Annotated in this window: 16 protein-coding genes; 11 read left to right on the top strand and 5 right to left on the bottom strand. The window is 66.8% G+C overall.

What is annotated here, in order from left to right; translation table 11 throughout:
• Nucleotides 1-29 precede the first annotated feature (29 nt).
• The 3 genes from ABKS89_RS01875 (at nucleotide 30) to ABKS89_RS01865 (ending at nucleotide 3,808) form a co-directional block, all read left to right on the top strand.
• Nucleotides 30-2,351 (top strand): FdhF/YdeP family oxidoreductase, encoded by a 2,322-nt coding sequence (locus tag ABKS89_RS01875; protein ID WP_348589219.1) that lies wholly within the window; start codon nucleotides 30-32, stop codon nucleotides 2,349-2,351.
• Between the two features lie 397 nt (nucleotides 2,352-2,748).
• Nucleotides 2,749-3,249 (top strand): hypothetical protein, encoded by a 501-nt coding sequence (locus tag ABKS89_RS01870; RefSeq protein WP_138213154.1) that lies wholly within the window; start codon nucleotides 2,749-2,751, stop codon nucleotides 3,247-3,249.
• 121 nt (nucleotides 3,250-3,370) lie between these two features.
• Nucleotides 3,371-3,808 carry a YMGG-like glycine zipper-containing protein gene (locus ABKS89_RS01865; protein ID WP_081519549.1) on the top strand — a complete coding sequence of 146 codons (438 nt, stop codon included), beginning with the start codon at nucleotides 3,371-3,373 and terminating at the stop codon, nucleotides 3,806-3,808.
• Between the two features lie 59 nt (nucleotides 3,809-3,867).
• On the opposite strand, the gene ABKS89_RS01860 is transcribed toward ABKS89_RS01865, so the two are convergent.
• Complete coding sequence (locus ABKS89_RS01860; RefSeq protein ID WP_171039372.1) at nucleotides 3,868-4,407, bottom strand: DUF2087 domain-containing protein; 540 nt, start codon at nucleotides 4,405-4,407, stop codon at nucleotides 3,868-3,870.
• Nucleotides 4,408-4,679: 272 nt separating this feature from the next.
• On the opposite strand from ABKS89_RS01860, the gene ABKS89_RS01855 reads away from it, so the two are divergent.
• On the top strand, nucleotides 4,680-5,045 hold the full coding sequence (locus tag ABKS89_RS01855) for a hypothetical protein (protein ID WP_138213155.1): 366 nt from the start codon (nucleotides 4,680-4,682) through the stop codon (nucleotides 5,043-5,045).
• Nucleotides 5,046-5,067: 22 nt separating this feature from the next.
• On the opposite strand, the gene ABKS89_RS01850 is transcribed toward ABKS89_RS01855, so the two are convergent.
• The 3 genes from ABKS89_RS01850 to ABKS89_RS01840 form a co-directional block, all read right to left on the bottom strand.
• Nucleotides 5,068-5,502, bottom strand: coding sequence for an acyl-CoA thioesterase (locus ABKS89_RS01850; protein WP_348589220.1), 435 nt, complete (start codon nucleotides 5,500-5,502; stop codon nucleotides 5,068-5,070).
• Between the two features lie 7 nt (nucleotides 5,503-5,509).
• A complete protein-coding gene (locus ABKS89_RS01845; protein ID WP_348589221.1) occupies nucleotides 5,510-6,667 on the bottom strand; it encodes an iron-containing alcohol dehydrogenase in 1,158 nt (385 codons plus the stop codon).
• A 329-nt stretch (nucleotides 6,668-6,996) separates the two neighbouring features.
• Entirely contained in the window at nucleotides 6,997-7,791 is a 795-nt protein-coding gene (locus ABKS89_RS01840) for a thymidylate synthase (RefSeq protein ID WP_348589222.1), read from the bottom strand.
• Nucleotides 7,792-8,001: 210 nt separating this feature from the next.
• On the opposite strand from ABKS89_RS01840, the gene ABKS89_RS01835 reads away from it, so the two are divergent.
• The 7 genes from ABKS89_RS01835 (at nucleotide 8,002) to ABKS89_RS01805 (ending at nucleotide 15,077) form a co-directional block, all read left to right on the top strand.
• On the top strand, nucleotides 8,002-8,508 hold the full coding sequence (locus ABKS89_RS01835) for a sugar dehydrogenase complex small subunit (protein WP_348589223.1): 507 nt from the start codon (nucleotides 8,002-8,004) through the stop codon (nucleotides 8,506-8,508).
• A 2-nt stretch (nucleotides 8,509-8,510) separates the two neighbouring features.
• Entirely contained in the window at nucleotides 8,511-10,100 is a 1,590-nt protein-coding gene (locus ABKS89_RS01830) for a GMC family oxidoreductase (RefSeq protein WP_348589224.1), read from the top strand.
• The gene (locus tag ABKS89_RS01825; protein ID WP_348589225.1) at nucleotides 10,097-11,377 is read left to right on the top strand and encodes a cytochrome c; all 1,281 of its coding nucleotides are present in this window, start codon (nucleotides 10,097-10,099) and stop codon (nucleotides 11,375-11,377) included. Before ABKS89_RS01830 ends, ABKS89_RS01825 begins: the two co-directional genes overlap by 4 nt.
• A 117-nt stretch (nucleotides 11,378-11,494) precedes the next feature.
• A complete protein-coding gene (locus ABKS89_RS01820; protein WP_348589226.1) occupies nucleotides 11,495-13,897 on the top strand; it encodes a tetratricopeptide repeat protein in 2,403 nt (800 codons plus the stop codon).
• A gap of 106 nt (nucleotides 13,898-14,003) precedes the next feature.
• Nucleotides 14,004-14,321, top strand: coding sequence for a DUF2388 domain-containing protein (locus tag ABKS89_RS01815; RefSeq protein WP_045213099.1), 318 nt, complete (start codon nucleotides 14,004-14,006; stop codon nucleotides 14,319-14,321).
• A 112-nt stretch (nucleotides 14,322-14,433) separates the two neighbouring features.
• Entirely contained in the window at nucleotides 14,434-14,760 is a 327-nt protein-coding gene (locus ABKS89_RS01810) for a DUF2388 domain-containing protein (protein WP_348589227.1), read from the top strand.
• A gap of 95 nt (nucleotides 14,761-14,855) precedes the next feature.
• On the top strand, nucleotides 14,856-15,077 hold the full coding sequence (locus tag ABKS89_RS01805; protein ID WP_348589228.1) for a hypothetical protein: 222 nt from the start codon (nucleotides 14,856-14,858) through the stop codon (nucleotides 15,075-15,077).
• Nucleotides 15,078-15,096: 19 nt separating this feature from the next.
• On the opposite strand, the gene ABKS89_RS01800 is transcribed toward ABKS89_RS01805, so the two are convergent.
• Entirely contained in the window at nucleotides 15,097-15,609 is a 513-nt protein-coding gene (locus ABKS89_RS01800; RefSeq protein WP_348589229.1) for a hypothetical protein, read from the bottom strand.
• Nucleotides 15,610-15,693 lie beyond the last annotated feature (84 nt).

The raw sequence follows: 15,693 nt of genomic DNA, 5'->3' as shown, positions 1-15,693 counted from the left end.
ACACCCGCTTTCGAAGACAAAGAGACCCCATGAGCCTGCAGCAAGAGAATCCCCGCTACCAACCCTACAAGGGCGCAGCCGCCGGCTGGGGCGCGCTCATCAGCGTCACGCGCTTCTGGCTGGACAGCAAGCAGCCGTTCAAGAACCTGCGTGCGCTGCTCAAGACCAACCAGAACGGCGGCTTCGACTGCCCCGGTTGCGCCTGGGGCGACTCGCCGGAAGACGGCCGGGTGAAGTTCTGCGAGAACGGCGCCAAGGCGGTGAACTGGGAAGCCACCAAGCGCCGCGTCGACCCGGCCTTCTTCGCCCGTCACAGCGTCAGCTCGCTGCGCGAGCAGAGCGACTACTGGCTCGAGTACCAGGGCCGCCTGACCGACCCGATGCGCTACGACCCGGCCACCGACCGCTACCAGCCGATCGCCTGGGACAACGCCTTCGCCCTGATCGCCCAGCACCTGAATGCCCTGGAAAGCCCTGACCAGGCCGAGTTCTACACCTCAGGCCGGGCGAGCAACGAGGCCGCGTACCTTTATCAGCTGTTCGTCCGCGCCTTCGGCACCAACAACTTCCCCGACTGCTCGAACATGTGCCACGAGGCCAGCGGCGTCGCCCTGGGCCAGAGCGTCGGCGTCGGCAAGGGCAGCGTGACCTTCGACGACTTCGAGCATGCCGACGCGATCTTCGTCTTCGGCCAGAACCCCGGCACCAATCACCCGCGCATGCTCGAACCGCTGCGCGAGGCGGTTAAGCGCGGCGCCCAGGTGGTCGCCTTCAACCCGCTGAAGGAGCGCGGCCTGGAGCGTTTCCAGCACCCGCAGCACGCGCTGGAAATGCTCACCAACGGCTCCGAGCCGCTCAACACCGCGTTCTTCCGCCCCGCCCTGGGCGGCGACATGGCTGCCGTGCGCGGCATGGCCAAGTTCCTCCTGCAATGGGAACGCGAAGCCCAGGCCAACGGCGAGCCGGCGGTGTTCGATCATGAATTCATCGCCGAGCACACCCAGGGCGTCGACGCCTACCTCGCCGCCGTGGACGACACCAGCTGGGACCACATCGTCCAGCAGTCAGGCCTGAGCCTCGAGGAAATTGAGCAGGCCGCGATCATGTACCGCCGCGCCGAACGCGTGATCGTCTGCTGGGCCATGGGTATCACCCAGCACCACCACTCGGTGCCGACCATCCAGGAACTGGTCAGCCTGCAACTGCTGCGCGGCAACGTCGGCCGCCCCGGCGCCGGCCTGTGCCCGGTGCGCGGCCACAGCAACGTGCAGGGCGACCGCACCATGGGCATCAACGACCGCCCGCCGGCCGCGTTGCTCGACGCCATCGAGCGCCGCTTCCAGTTCAAGGTGCCGCGCGAGAACGGCCACAACACCGTCGAGGCGATCAACGCCATGCTCGATGGCCAGTCGAAGGTGTTCATCGGCCTGGGCGGCAACTTCGCCCAGGCGACCCCGGACAGCCCGCGCACCCACAGCGCCCTGCAGAGCTGCGCGCTGACCGTGCAGATCAGCACCAAGCTCAACCGCAGCCACCTCACCGTGGGCGGCGACGCGCTGATCCTGCCATGCCTGGGCCGCACCGACATCGACCGCCAGGCCGAAGGCCCGCAGGCGATAACCGTGGAAGATTCCTTCAGCATGATCCACGCGTCCTTTGGCCAGCTGGAGCCCTCGTCGAAGCAGATGCGTTCCGAGCCCGCCATCATCGCCGGCATCGCCAAGGCCACCCTGGGCAACCACCCGGTGGACTGGGACGCGATGATCGCCAACTACGACCGCATCCGCGACCTGATCGCCGACACCATTCCCGGCTTCACCGACTTCAACCGTCGCGTGGCCAATCCCGGCGGCTTCCACCTGGGCAACTCGGCCGGTTCGCGGCGCTGGAACACCGCCAGCGGCAAGGCCAACTTCCACCATCATCCGCTGCCGGCGGACCTGGTCCACGCGAAAATCCGCGAGACCGGCCAGGAACCGCACCTGATCCTGCAGACCTTGCGCTCCCACGATCAGTACAACACCACCATCTATGGCCTGGACGACCGCTACCGCGGCGTGCGCGGCCAGCGCGAAGTGGTGTTCGCCAACGAGGCCGACATCCGCCGCCTGGGCTTCGAGCCCGGCGAGAAGGTGGACATGCTGTCGCTCTGGTCCGATGGCGTGGACCGCCGCGTCAGCGGCTTCACCCTGCTGGCCTACGACATCCCCGCCGGCCAGGCCGCCGCCTACTACCCGGAAACCAACCCGCTGGTGCCGCTGGACAGCCACGGCGTGGGCAGCCATACGCCAACCTCGAAGTTCGTCGCCATCCGCTTCGAGAAGGCGCGGCCGAGCCTGCGGATCGTTTGACGACCTGACGCTTCAATACTCCTTGCAGGAGCGCCCCATGGGCGCGATCGCGGGCATGACCCGCTCCTGCAGGGGGATTTCGGGCGCGCAGGAAAATGTCGTCCTGCGAAAAATCCGCTGGATTGGCGTCACGTCAGAAAGGGATGAAAGGTAAACTCGGAAGGACCAGGGTGATTTTCGTGAAAAGCCATCATTTCAATGGCAATTTGTGAGAAAAACACCTCACAAATGGAACCCTGGAATAACACTCAGACCGCCCAAAATCGAAAAAGTTCTGACCATAAATCAAATACTTGCAATATTTGATGAAAGTCGTGTTACTCGTCGGAACCCCCTTGTCAGAGCCTTCGCACGACCCGAGGATCGCTTCCAACATCCCCACAGAGAGATCCTCTCTATGAAGTACTCCTCGATGCTCCTGTTGTCTCTTGCGCTGGTCGGTGGCACCGCCTTTGCGGACGGCGACACCCGTGCCGGCGTCGGTGGCGCCCTGGGCGGGGTATTGGGCACTGCGGTCGGCCAGGCGGTCGGCGGCAGCACCGGCGCCGCCATCGGTGGTGGCCTTGGCGGTGCAGCGGGCGGCGCAATGGGCGCCCGCCACGGTAACAAGACAGAAGCCGCCATCGGCGGCGGCCTGGGCGCGGCCGGCGGCCAGGTGCTGGGCAACAAGATGGGCGGCACCACCGGTGGCCTGATCGGCGCGGCCCTGGGCGGCGGCGCAGGCGGCGCGCTGGGCAACCATTACGCCGACAACAACCGCGATGACGACGATGACGACTACCGCGGCTACCGTCGCGCCCGTTACGACGACCATCGCCACTACGACCGCCGCTGGCACGACAACGGTCGCCACCGTGGCTGGTACAAGCACAAGCACCATCATCGCGACTGGGATTGATCCGCGGCATAACTCACCGCGATCAGTCCACGGAAACGACGACTGACAGCCGGGCCTGATTGCCCGGCTGTTTTGTGTGCGGGACAATTCTCCCGATAATTCCTACTTTCAGGTTCGCAACATGCGTAAGACTCTTTCTGTTCTGGCACTGGCCCTGCTGGCCAGCCACGCCGTGGCCGATGACACCAAGACCGCCATTGGCGGCGGTATCGGTGGCGCCCTCGGCAACGTGGTCGGCGGCGCCCTGGGCGGCTCCACCGGTGCGGCCATCGGTGCTGGCGTAGGCGGTGCGGCTGGCGGCGCGATGGGCGCGAAGAACGGCAACAAGACCGAGGCAGCCATCGGTGGCGGCCTGGGTGCGGCCGGCGGCTCGGTCATCGGCAACAAGGTCGGCGGTTCCACCGGCGGCGCCATCGGCGCGGGCCTGGGCGGTGCAGCCGGCGGCGCGCTGGGCAACCACCTGGCCGACGATAACGACGATGATCACCACAGTGGCAGCAAGAGCCATCACAAGGGCAAAGGCCACTACAAGCACAAACACAAGCATCACGACGACTGACAGATGCCCGTGTGAAAAAGCCCGCCTATTGGCGGGCTTTTTCGTTCAGGCCTTCAGCTTCAGGCGCAAGCTGGCAAACAGGACAACAGCGCGCCCAGCTCGGCCGGCGGACGTCGCTCGATGCGCCTGTACTCGCCACCATCTTCAGTGCGTGCGAGCCAACCGCCGTCCACCAGTGCCCTTCGCAACAGCAGGTGGTCGCCCAGGCACTCCTGGGCGCGCAGCCGTTCGTTGAGCTGCTTCTCGCTCCAGCGCTGCCGTGCCGGCAATCGCGACCACAGCACCCAGAGGCAGGCCTCGCGGTGGCTGTGCTTCTTCGGCCAGCGTTGCAGGCAGCCGGCGTCATCGAAGTAGCGCCGCCATTGCTCGACGCGGCGAAAATCCACCACGGCTCCAGGCTCGGCTTCACGGGCCAGTCGCGTCTCGGCCTGATGGCTGGCGCGCAACGCCTGGTAGTTGCGGAAGCCCACCGCGCGGGCGAGCAGGTTGAGCAGTTCGACATGACCGGGGCGCTCGGGCGAATCGTCGAGCTGGCGCGCCAGCGATTTCGCCAGCGCGGAGATGTCGGGGGCGTGATAGGGCAAGCGTTGCCTGGACACAGTGCAATCCTCGTTGCGTGCCAAGACCTCGCGCAGGAGGTAATCGGGGGTCGCCATTCCGATGCGGCACGGGGAAAGTGTGTCGGATCGTTGAAAGTGCGGGGAACCGCGCGGCAGGTTTAGCGCTCTCCATACGGAGGCGGCGACGCCTGGGTGAACTGCCGACCGGCCGCCAGAATAGGCCGGACGCGCCGCCCGGGACAAGCCCCGTATCATCCCGCAAGGCTGGTATAGGCTTGCCGGGAGGGATCACTGCCGACAAGGAGTTACTCGTGAAAGCTCTTGCTGCTGCCGGACTGCTGCTGGCGCTCTGCGCCGCGCAGACCGCGTACGCCGGGGACTGGCAGGTCTGCCAGCTGGAAGTGGAAATCACCGGAGCGCTCAAGCTGCCCGTGCGCGGGCTGGAAGGCCGGGTGGCATCGGCCAAGCCGCGCTCGGCGGGGACCGAGTGCCCGAGCCCGGGCGAGGTCATCGCCTTCGAACCGGAAAGCGCCGACTGGCAGAGCCGCATCCCACGCCAGCACTGGCCTGCGGCCGGGCAACGGGTGTGGATGCGCTACCAGTACCTGGACGGCATCTGCAAGGGCGACGGCAACAGCCGACCCTGCCGGATCGAGCATTATCCGATGGGCTGGTGAGAAACCCGCTCACCCCCGCAGGTCAGGCGCGAACCAGCACTTCCATCGCCTCGCGCAGCGGTGCCGGAATCGATACCGGCCGGTTGCTCGCCCGATCCACGAACACATGTACGAACTTGCCCGCCGCGCAGGCCAGTTCATCGCCCTCGCGGAAGATCGCCAGTTCGTACTGCACCGAGCTATTGCCCAGCTTGCCGACCCGCAGGCCAACTTCGATGCGCTCGGGGAAGGCCACCGGCGCGAAGTAGTCGCAGCTGGAACTGACCACGAAACCCACTACGTCGCCGTCGTGGATATCCAGGCCGCCGCGCTCGATCAGGTAGGTATTCACCGCGGTGTCGAAGAAGCCGTAGTAGGTCACGTTGTTCACGTGGCCGTAGATGTCGTTGTCGTGCCAGCGCGTGGTGATCGGCTGGAAGTGCGCGTAATCGGCGCGGCTGGGGTGCTGTTCGCTCATCGGGTACTCAGAAGGCAGCTCGGTAGATGGCCAGCGCGTCGCTCTCGCTGACTTCGCGGGGATTATTCACCAGCAGGCGCTGCTGCAACATCGCATCGGCGGCCAGGCGCGGCAGGCTGTCCTCCGGCACGCCGGCATCACGCAGGCGCGATGGCAGGCCGCTGCGCGGGCTGAGGTCGGCCAGTTCGGCGATGAACTGCTCGGTGCGGTCGGCATCGCTGCGCAGGCGGTCGCCCAGTAGCAGCGGCGCCAGCTCGGCGTAGAGCGGGCCGGCGTTGGGTGCATTGAAGCGGATCACCTCGGGCAGCACCAGCGCGTTGCTCAGGCCGTGGGGAATGTGAAAGTGCCCACCCAGCGGGTAGGCCAACGCATGCACGGCGGCCACCGGGGCGTTGGCGAAAGCCTGCCCGGCCAGGCAGGCGCCCAGCAGCATCGCCTGGCGCGCCTCCCGGTTGCGGCCGTTGTGCACCGCTTCATCGAGGTTCAGCGCCAGCAGGCGCAGGGCTTCGCGGGCCAGCAGGTCGGACAGCGGGTTCTTCTTCAGCTTGCTGGTGTATGCCTCGATGGCGTGAACCATGGCGTCGATGCCGGTGGCGGCGGTGACCGCCGGCGGCAGACCGAGGGTTAGGTCCGCGTCGAGCACGGCCAGGTCCGGCAGCAGGTGCGGGCTGACCACGCCCATCTTGGTGGTCTCGCCGGTGGTGACGATGGCGATCGGCGTCACTTCCGAGCCGGTGCCGGCGGTGGTCGGCACCTGGATCAGCGGCAGGCGCGGGCCACGGGCGTTGCCGACGCCGAAGACATCCTTCAGGCCTTGTGTCGCCAGCGGGTGAGCCAGCAGGGCGACCAGCTTGGCGACATCCATCGAGCTGCCGCCGCCGAAGCCGACCACCAGCTGCGCGGCCATCCGGCGTGCCTGGTCAGAGGCTTCCAGCACGATGCTTTCGGGCGGGTCGGCCAGCACCTGGTCGAAGACTTCCACCGCCACGCCGGCCGCGGCGAAGCCCGGCAGCACGCCGTCGAGCATGTTCAGCCGGGTGATGCCGGGGTCGGTGACGATGAGCACGCGCTGGGCGCCGCGCTCGCGGCAGAGTTCACCCAGGCGGGCGGCGGAACCACTTTCGCAGAGAATCTGCGCCGTGGTGGCGAAGCTGAAAGGCTGCATGACGGTCCCCGGTCTTGTCGTTGTACTGCGGAAAATCCGTAGGCCGCTGCACGGCGGCCAGCCGGGGGAGCATAGCAACGCGATGCAGCCTCATGGAACCTCGTACCGCCTAGCGAAACAGTTATTCACAGGATGAATGCCGCGGCACGGCAGGCAGGTTCGTGGAGCGCAGGAACAAGAGCCCGGAGACGCCCGACACCGGACTTACCTGTAGGAGCGCCCCTTGGGCGCGATCGCGGGCATGGCCCGCTCCTACATTGAAACGCTTGTGCCGAACCTGAAATGAAAAAGGCCGGCATTGAGCCGGCCTTTTCTTCATCGAGGGCAGGTCAGACAGCGACCGGCGCCTTGATGTGCGGGTGGGCTTCGTAGCCGACCAGTTCGAAGTCCTCGAAGCGGAAGTCGACCAGGTCCTTCACCTCGGGGTTGATCTTCATGGTGGGCAGCGGCAGCGGCTGGCGGGTCAGCTGCAGGTCGGTCTGCTCCAGGTGGTTGGCATACAGGTGGCAGTCGCCGCCGGTCCAGATGAACTCGCCCGGTTGCAGCCCGGCAACCTGCGCGACCATCAGGGTCAGCAGCGCGTAGCTGGCGATGTTGAAGGGCACGCCGAGGAAGATGTCGGCCGAACGCTGGTACAGCTGGCAGCTGAGCTTGCCGTCGGCCACATAGAACTGGAACAGCGCGTGGCACGGCGGCAGGGCCATTTCATCGATCAGCGCGGGGTTCCACGCGGAGACGATCAGGCGGCGCGAGTCCGAGTTGTTCTTCAGCATTTCCATCAGGTTGGCGATCTGGTCGATGTGGCGGCCGTCCGGCGCCGGCCAGGAACGCCACTGGTAGCCGTAGACCGGGCCCAGGTCGCCGTTCTCGTCGGCCCATTCGTCCCAGATCGAGACGCCGTTTTCCTTCAGGTAGGCGATGTTGGTCGAACCTTTGAGGAACCACAGCAGCTCATGGACGATCGATTTGAGGTGGCACTTCTTGGTGGTCACCAGCGGGAAGCCTTCGGCGAGGTCGAAGCGCATCTGGTGGCCGAACACGCTGTAGGTGCCGGTGCCGGTGCGATCGCTCTTGAAGGTGCCGTGTTCGCGCACGTGGCGCATGAGGTCGAGGTACTGTTTCATCGCTGCGGTTTCACCCAAAAGCCGGTCGGTGAGGCTCTGCGGCGCGGCTCCGGGGTGGGCCGCCGACAGAACCAATCGCCCGGCAGAATCTGAACAAGCGGCAATACTAAGGGCCTGGGCAAGGTATCGCCACCCTGGCCGACCAATACCCGACTCAAGCGGCGACAGACCGCGCTCCCCAACCGTTCGCCTGTTGCAAGAGAGGTCGTCATGTCCGAGGCACAGCTGCCCGCCTTCCCCCTTTCCCGGCGCCGCCTGCTGGCGGTGGCCTGCGCCAGCGCCGCCCTCGGCAGTGTGCTGCTCAGCCCCGCCGCGCGAACCTGGGCCGCGCTGACGCCCCAGGCGGAGAAGGAGCTGGAAGGCTTCATGACCCTGTCCCAGCGCCTCACCGGGCGCAGCAACCTCGACCCGCGTATCGGCCAGCGCCTGTTCCAGGCCCTGGCACAGCGCGACACCGCGCTCAAGCAGAGCCTGGCCGAGCTGCTCGAGCGCCTGGGCGACGCTCCGGACAGCTGGAACGAGCGCCAGCAATGGCTGGCCCGGCAGATTCTCGGAGGCTGGTACCTGGGACAGATCGGCGATGACACCAGCGCCACGGTCGTCACCTACGAGCAGGCGCTGATGTTCCGCGCGGTGGACGACGTGCTGGTGATCCGCAGCTACTGCCCGAACAAGCCGGGCTTCTGGGCGGCGCAGCCTACCGAGCGGGGGGCATGAGCATGGCCGAGACGCAACGCGCGGATTTCGTGGTGGTCGGCTCCGGCGTGGCCGGCGCCCTGGTCGCCCATCAACTGGCGCTGGCCGGCAAGGACGTGCTGATCCTCGAAGCCGGCCCGCGCATGGGGCGCTGGGAGATCGTCGAGCGCTTCCGTAACCAGGCGGACAAATCCGACAACCAGGCGCCCTACCCCTCCAGCCCGCATGCGCCGCACCCGCAGTTCAAACCGGACAACCACTATCTGATCCAGAAGGGCGAACACCCTTACGACGTGCAGTACATCCGCGCCGTGGGCGGCACCACCTGGCACTGGGCGGCGTCCGCCTGGCGCTTCCTGCCCAACGACTTCAAGCTGCTCAGCCTCTACGGCGTGGGCCGCGACTGGCCCATCGAGTACGCCGAGCTGGAGCCCTGGTACCAGCGCGCCGAGGAAGAACTGGGCGTCTGGGGCCCCGGCGACGAGGAGCTCGATTCGCCCCGCAGCCAGCCCTACCCGATGCCGCCGCTGCCGCTGTCGTGGAACGAGCAGCGCATCAAGACCCTGCTCAACGCCAACGGCTACCGCGTGGTCACCGAACCGGTGGCGCGCAACAGCCGCCCCTACGACGGCCGGCCGACCTGCTGCGGCAACAACAACTGCATGCCGATCTGCCCCATCGGCGCCATGTACAACGGCATCGTCCACGTCGAGAAGGCCGAGGCCGCCGGCGCGCGGCTGATCGACAACGCCGTGGTGTTCAAGCTTGAGAAAGGCGACGGCGGCAAGATAGCCGCAGCGCTGTACAAGGACCCGCAGGGCAACGAGGTGCGTGTCGAGGGCGACACCTTCATCCTCGCCGCCAACGGCATCGAGACGCCCAAGCTGATGCTGATGTCCGAGGTTGGCAACAGCTCGGACATGGTCGGCCGCAACCTCATGGACCACCCCGGCACTGCGGTGCAGTTCTACGCCGACGAGAAGCTCTGGCCAGGGCGCGGGCCGCAGGAGATGACCTCCATGGTGGGCTTCCGCGACGGCGCCTTCCGCAGCGAGTACGCGTCGAAGAAGATCCACCTGTCCAACCTTTCGCGCACCGACCAGGTGGCCGCCGAGCTGATCCGCCACGGGCCGTTGCTGCTGGGCCATGACCTGGAGGCGAAGATTCGCGACCGCGCCGCACGTTTCGTGCGCTTCGACAGCTTCCACGAAATCCTCCCGCACCCGGAGAACCGCATCGTGCCCAGCGCCACCGAGCGCGACGCGGCGGGCATCCCCAAGCCCGAGTTCACCTATGCGATGGACGACTACGTGCGCAAGAGCGCGGTGCACACCCGCGAGGTCTACGCCCACGCGGCCAAGCTGCTGGGCGGCGAGGAGGTGAAGTACGACGACAGCTTCGCCAACAACAACCACATCACCGGCACCGTGCTGATGGGCACGGACCCGAAGGACTCCGTGGTGGACGCCCAGTGCCGCAGCCACGACCACCCCAACCTGTTCATTGCCAGCAGCGGCGTGATGCCCACCGTCGGCTCGGTGAACTGCACACTGACCATCGCCGCCCTGGCCCTGCGCCTGGCCGAGCACCTGAAGCGGGAGGCCAAGGCATGAAACCTCTCCTGATGCTCGCCCTGCTCGCCGCACCGCTGGCCACCCATGCCGCCAAGGCCCTCGACCCGGCGCCGGCGGAACTGCTGCAACGCGGCGAATACCTGGCCCGCGCCGGCGACTGCGCGGCCTGCCACACCGTGCCAGGCGGCAAACCCTTCGCCGGCGGCCTGCCGCTGGCCACGCCGCTGGGCGCGGTGTACTCCACCAACATCACCCCCGACCCGAAGACCGGCATCGGCAGCTACAGCTACGACGACTTCGCCCGTGCCGTGCGCGAAGGCGTGGCCAAGGGTGGCACGCGGCTCTACCCGGCGATGCCCTACACCGCGTACTCGAAGATCACCGACGAGGACATGAAGGCGCTCTACGCCTGGTTCCTCGAAGGCGGCGTGCAGGCGGTCGCGCAGCCCAACCAGGACTCGGACATCACCTGGCCGCTGGACATGCGCTGGCCGCTGGCGATCTGGAACCTGCTGTTCCACGACGATGCGGTCTACCAGAACAACCCGAAGCAGAGCCCGGCCTGGAACCGTGGCGCCTATCTGGTCCAGGGCCTGGCTCACTGCGGCACCTGCCACACGCCGCGCGGCATGGCGTTCCAGGAGAAGGCCACGGACGAGCGCGGAACCGGCTTCCTCGCCGGCGCCGCGCTGGGCGGCTGGTACGCCTTCAACATCACCCCCGACACCCACAGCGGCATCGGCGGCTGGAGCGACGCGGAGATCGTCCAGTACCTCAAGACTGGCCGCGTACCGGGCAAGGCCCAGGCCGCCGGGCCCATGGCCGAGGCGGTGGAGCACAGCTTCCAGTACATGACCGACGCCGACCTGCAGGCCATCGCCAGCTACCTACGCAGCGTCCCGGAAGTCAGCGATGGCGAACGCAAGGCGCGCTTCGCCTGGGGTCAACCGGCAGACGACGTGGTTACCCTGCGCGGCCAGGACTTCGCCGCGCAGAAACACGACGACGGCGCGCGCCTCTACCTGGGCAACTGCGCCAGCTGCCACTCCTGGAGCGGCGAAGGGGTGAAGGACGGCTACTACCCCATGCTGCTGAAGAACAGCGCGGTGGGCGCCCTGCAACCGGACAACCTGGTGCAGGTGGTGCTCGGCGGCGTGCACCGCAAGGTGGGCAACGAAGACGTGTTCATGCCCGGCTTTGCCGGCACGCTGAATGACGAGCAGATCGCCACGCTGGTGAACTACCTCACTGCGCAGTTCGGCAATCCCGACGTGAAGGTCGATAGCGCAAGGGTCGCCGAGATTCGCCAGCCCTGATGCACCCATGGTGGCGGGCCGCCAGCTATCGAGGAAGGCGGCCCGCCCGCGTTGACAGCTTCCACCGGCTCGCGGAAGCTCCGTTACCCACGGAGTCGCTGCGGAAAATGGATGTCCATGCCTCACAAGACCAAGAAGCCTCGTCCCGCCGCTCCCGTCACCACGCAGCCCGCCGGGTTTCGTCGCACCTGGCTCGCCGCTGTCGCCGGGGTATTGCTCCTGGCCACCATCGGGGCCTGGATCTGGGTCGAGCAGGACACTGGCGTGCAACTGCCCAGCGGCCATCCACCGATCCCGGCCACCACGCCCAAGGCTTCTGTCCCGACACCGGCGGTGCAGCCCGCACAACTGGTCGATGAATCCACCTGCTCCGGCTGCCACCAGTCGCAGCTCAAGGACTGGCAGGGCTCGCATCACCAGCAAGCGATGAAGCCGGCCAGCGAAGGCAACGTGCTGGGCGACTTTGCCGATGTGACCTTCAAGGGCGAAACCGAGACCAGCCGCTTCTTCCGCAAGGACGGCGAGTACTGGGTCAACACCCCCGGCGCCGACGGCAAGCCGGCGGACTTCAAGGTCGCCTACACCTTCGGCTTCGAACCGCTGCAGCAGTATCTTCTGGCGTATCCTGGCGGTCGCCTGCAGGCCCTCGGCGTCGCCTGGGATAGCCGCAAGCACCAGTGGTTCCAGCTGATGCCCGGCCAGCGCATCGACTTCAAGGACGAACTGCACTGGACCCGCCCCGCGCAGAACGCCAACTTCATGTGCGTCGAGTGCCACACCACCGGCTTCAAGCGCAACTACGACGCAAAGACCGACAGCTTCGCCAGCCACTGGAACAGCCTCGGCGTCGGCTGCCAGGCCTGCCACGGGCCGGCGTCGAAACACCTGGAATGGGCGCAGAAGCCCGACCGCAACGCATCCAGGGGCTTCGATGTGCCGCTGCAGAATGCCAGCCAGAGCACCATCGTCGAGACCTGCGCGCGCTGCCACGCCCGCCGTGCGCCACTGGGCGACGGTTACCAGAACAACCACCGCTTCATGGACGACTACCTGCCCAGCACCCTGACCCGCGAGCTCTACGAGATCGACGGCAAGATCAAGGACGAGGTCTTCGAGTGGGGCTCCTTCACCCAGAGCAAGATGTTCGCCAAGGGCGTGCAGTGCACCGACTGCCACAACCCCCACAGCGGCGAGCTGAAGGCGCCGGGCAACGGCGTCTGCCTGCAATGCCACAACACCGCCGGCAAGGCGGTACGCCCGCAGATCGACGGCAAGGGCCTGCAGGCGAAGAACTACGACTCCCCCGAACACACCCACCACAAGCCCGGCACCCCTGGCGCGCAGTGCACGTCCTGCCACATGCCGGGGCGCTACTACATGGTCAACGACTACCGCCACGACCACGGCTTCACCCTGCCCAATCCTGCGCACGCAAGGCACATCGGTGCACCGGATGCCTGCCTGGCCTGCCACAAGGACACCCCGGCGAAGAAGATCGGCGACCAGTTCCGCCAGTGGTACGCCAGCGAACTGCCGGCCAAGGCCAACGCCTCCAGCAATCCCGTCCCGCGCTATGACGACACCCTGTGGAAAGCCCGCAATGGCAAGCCCGGCGCCTCCCGCGCGCTGCACCTGCTGCTGGCTTCGCCCGAGCTGCCGGCGATCCGCCGCGCCACGCTGATGGCCGAGCTGCCCAGCTATCCCAGCCAGCGTTCGCTGGAACTGGCCGCGCTGGCCCTGAAGGATGCCGACCCGCAGGTACGTACCGCCGCCATCAACGTGCTCCTGCCGCTCGCCAACGGCCCGCAGCAAGGCCTGGTGCTGCCGACGCTGCTGGCGCCTCTGCTGGACGATCCGATCCGCGCCGTCCGCATCGCCGCTGCCTGGCAGCTGGCGCAACTGCCGCCGCAGACCCGCGCCGGCCTCAACTCCGCGCTGGAGAAAGGCCTGGGCGAGTATGAAGAGGTGCAGAACGACCTGAGCGAACGCGCCGAGGCGAACCTCAACCTCGCCATGCTCTACCAGCGCACCAACCGCCCGGAAAAGGTGGAGCCTGCCCTGCGCGCCGCCATCGCGCGCAACCCGGCATTCCTGCCGGCCACGGTCACCCTGATTCAGTGGCTGGAGGCCAACGGGCGTCAGGATGACGCTCGCCAGTTACTCGATGAGGCCCTGCGCCAGAACCCGGCGTCCGGGCTGCTGCATCACGTCAGCGCCCTCTCGCTGGTCCGCCAGGGGCAGCGCCCGCAGGCCCTGAAAGAGCTGCGTGAAGCGGTACGCCTGGCTCCGGAGGACGACCAGTTCCGCTATGTGCTGGCCATCGCCCTGCATGACAGCGGAGATGCCGACGGCGCCTGCCATGAGCTGGAGACCCTGCTGCAGAAACACCCGGCCAATCGCGCGGCGCGCCTGGTACTGATCGATTACCTTCGCGAATCCGGGCAGTTCCAGAAGGTGCAGCAGTTCACGGCGGAGCTGGAGCAGCAAAACCCGGATGATCCCTCGCTCAAGCGCGAGTGATCGCTCCGGCGACAGGCAGCTTCGGTGACAGACATTTCCGACGACAGGAGGGAACCGCGGAAATTTCCGAAGCTCTGAGTGGCGCGCAATCACTCAAGGAACCATCATGCGTCGCCGTTTTGTCCCAGCTGTCGTAGCCCTCACTCTGCTCCCCCTCACCTGTGCCATGGCCGAAGATCGCGACTTCTGGCGCTCGGTCCTGACCTCCGGCGCCACCACCGCCTCGAGCTACCTGACCAGCCGTGACGATCACAAGCTGATCGGCCCGGCCCAGGACGACGCCGCCAGCTTCATCGCCACCGATGGCGCCATCCGCGGCCCCTACCTGGAAGCCACGCTGCAGCAGATGCGCAGCGCTGACCCGGCCCTGGCGCAAGCCAGCGACGCCGAGCTGGCCTCGGCGATCCTCGCCGCCCAGCGCTGATCGAAAGCGGTCTGCGCGGGCGACCGCTCGCGCAGGCCGTCGCAGGAAAGTTGGAACTCCCGCCAGCCGCCGCGCCTCTCACCAGTACACGGACCTTGCGGAGGTGTACCCGATGCGTACCGCGAAACTGGCCACGGCCTTTGCCCTGCTCGCCCTGCCTGTTGCCTCGGCCATGGCCGACGGTGACTTCTGGCGCGACGTCATCTCGTCCGGCGCCACCACGGCGTCGACCTACCTGACCTTCAAGCACGACAAGCTGATAGTCGCCGCCCAGGACGATGCGAGCGCCTTCGTCGCCAGTGACGGCGCCATCCGCGGCCCCTACCTGGAAGCCGCCCTCACCCGCCTGCGCAGCGACGACGCCGCGCTGCAGGATCGCAGCGACATGGAGCTGGCCAACGCCATCCTCGTCCGCCGCGATGACGCACCCACCCAGTGACACCCACCGGCGCGGCCCGTGGCGTTCGCCGCGAGCCACGCCAGGCGGTGCAGGCTGTGTTCTACTGATACTCCGCCTACGACACGGAGTGTCCCATGAACGATCCCATCCAGCCGTTGAAGATCACCCTGATCCTGCTGATCGTCAGTGAAGGTTTCTGGCTGTTCAGCCGCCTGCTCAGCGTGGTCGGCCTCGAGATCTACTCGCTGCTGCCTTCGGCCGTCTACAACCTGATCGGCATGCTCAGCAACGTGCTGATGATCCTGCTGTTCGTATTCCTGATCCGCCTGATCGGCCGCTTGCAGCTCAAGCCCTGAGTCCCCGCGAACGTCACGATCACTGCCCGGTGATGGCGCGATAGCGGCGCTGATATTCCTCGTAGGAAAGAGGGGTTCGGTTCAGCTCATCCAGCTGCTCCTGGACGCTGGGCTGCCCCTGCGGCGCAGAAGCGGCGGTCGGCGCCGCTGGGGCGACCGGGGTGCTGCTCGCCATGATCGGCGGCGGCACGTTGATCAGTTGCTGCACACCAAGCAGGCGTCCTTCGGGGGAGAAGATCAGCGCGGCCTGCTGCTGGGTCGTTTTCACGTTCATCGAAGCGAACCCGCTGCTGGCGTCTGAACGCACGTACTGCCAGATGTAGACCTGCTGGCCCGACGGGTTGATGACTACCTGCTGGGGTTCTCCGAGCAACCCACGAGCTTCCTCGGTGGTGGAGAGGCCAACGCGCAGCAGAGCCACATTGTTTGCCGGGAAACGTTCGCCGATGGTGGCCGTTGCACAGCCGGCCAGCCCGGAGATCAGGACCGCCGCCAGCACGCCGGCCTTGATGCAGAAAACAACCTTGTTCATCAGAGATATCCTATCGAGTCAGATGAATGCACGGCGCCATTCTTGCCGTTTTCCACCTGCCTGGGAAAGCTTCACATACACCCA

This window comes from Pseudomonas sp. LABIM340, assembly GCF_040017195.2.
In the GTDB taxonomy this organism is placed as follows: Bacteria; Pseudomonadota; Gammaproteobacteria; order Pseudomonadales; family Pseudomonadaceae; genus Pseudomonas.
The sequence above is the reverse complement of the archived record's forward strand: the minus strand, read 5'-3'. Positions and strand labels throughout refer to the sequence as shown.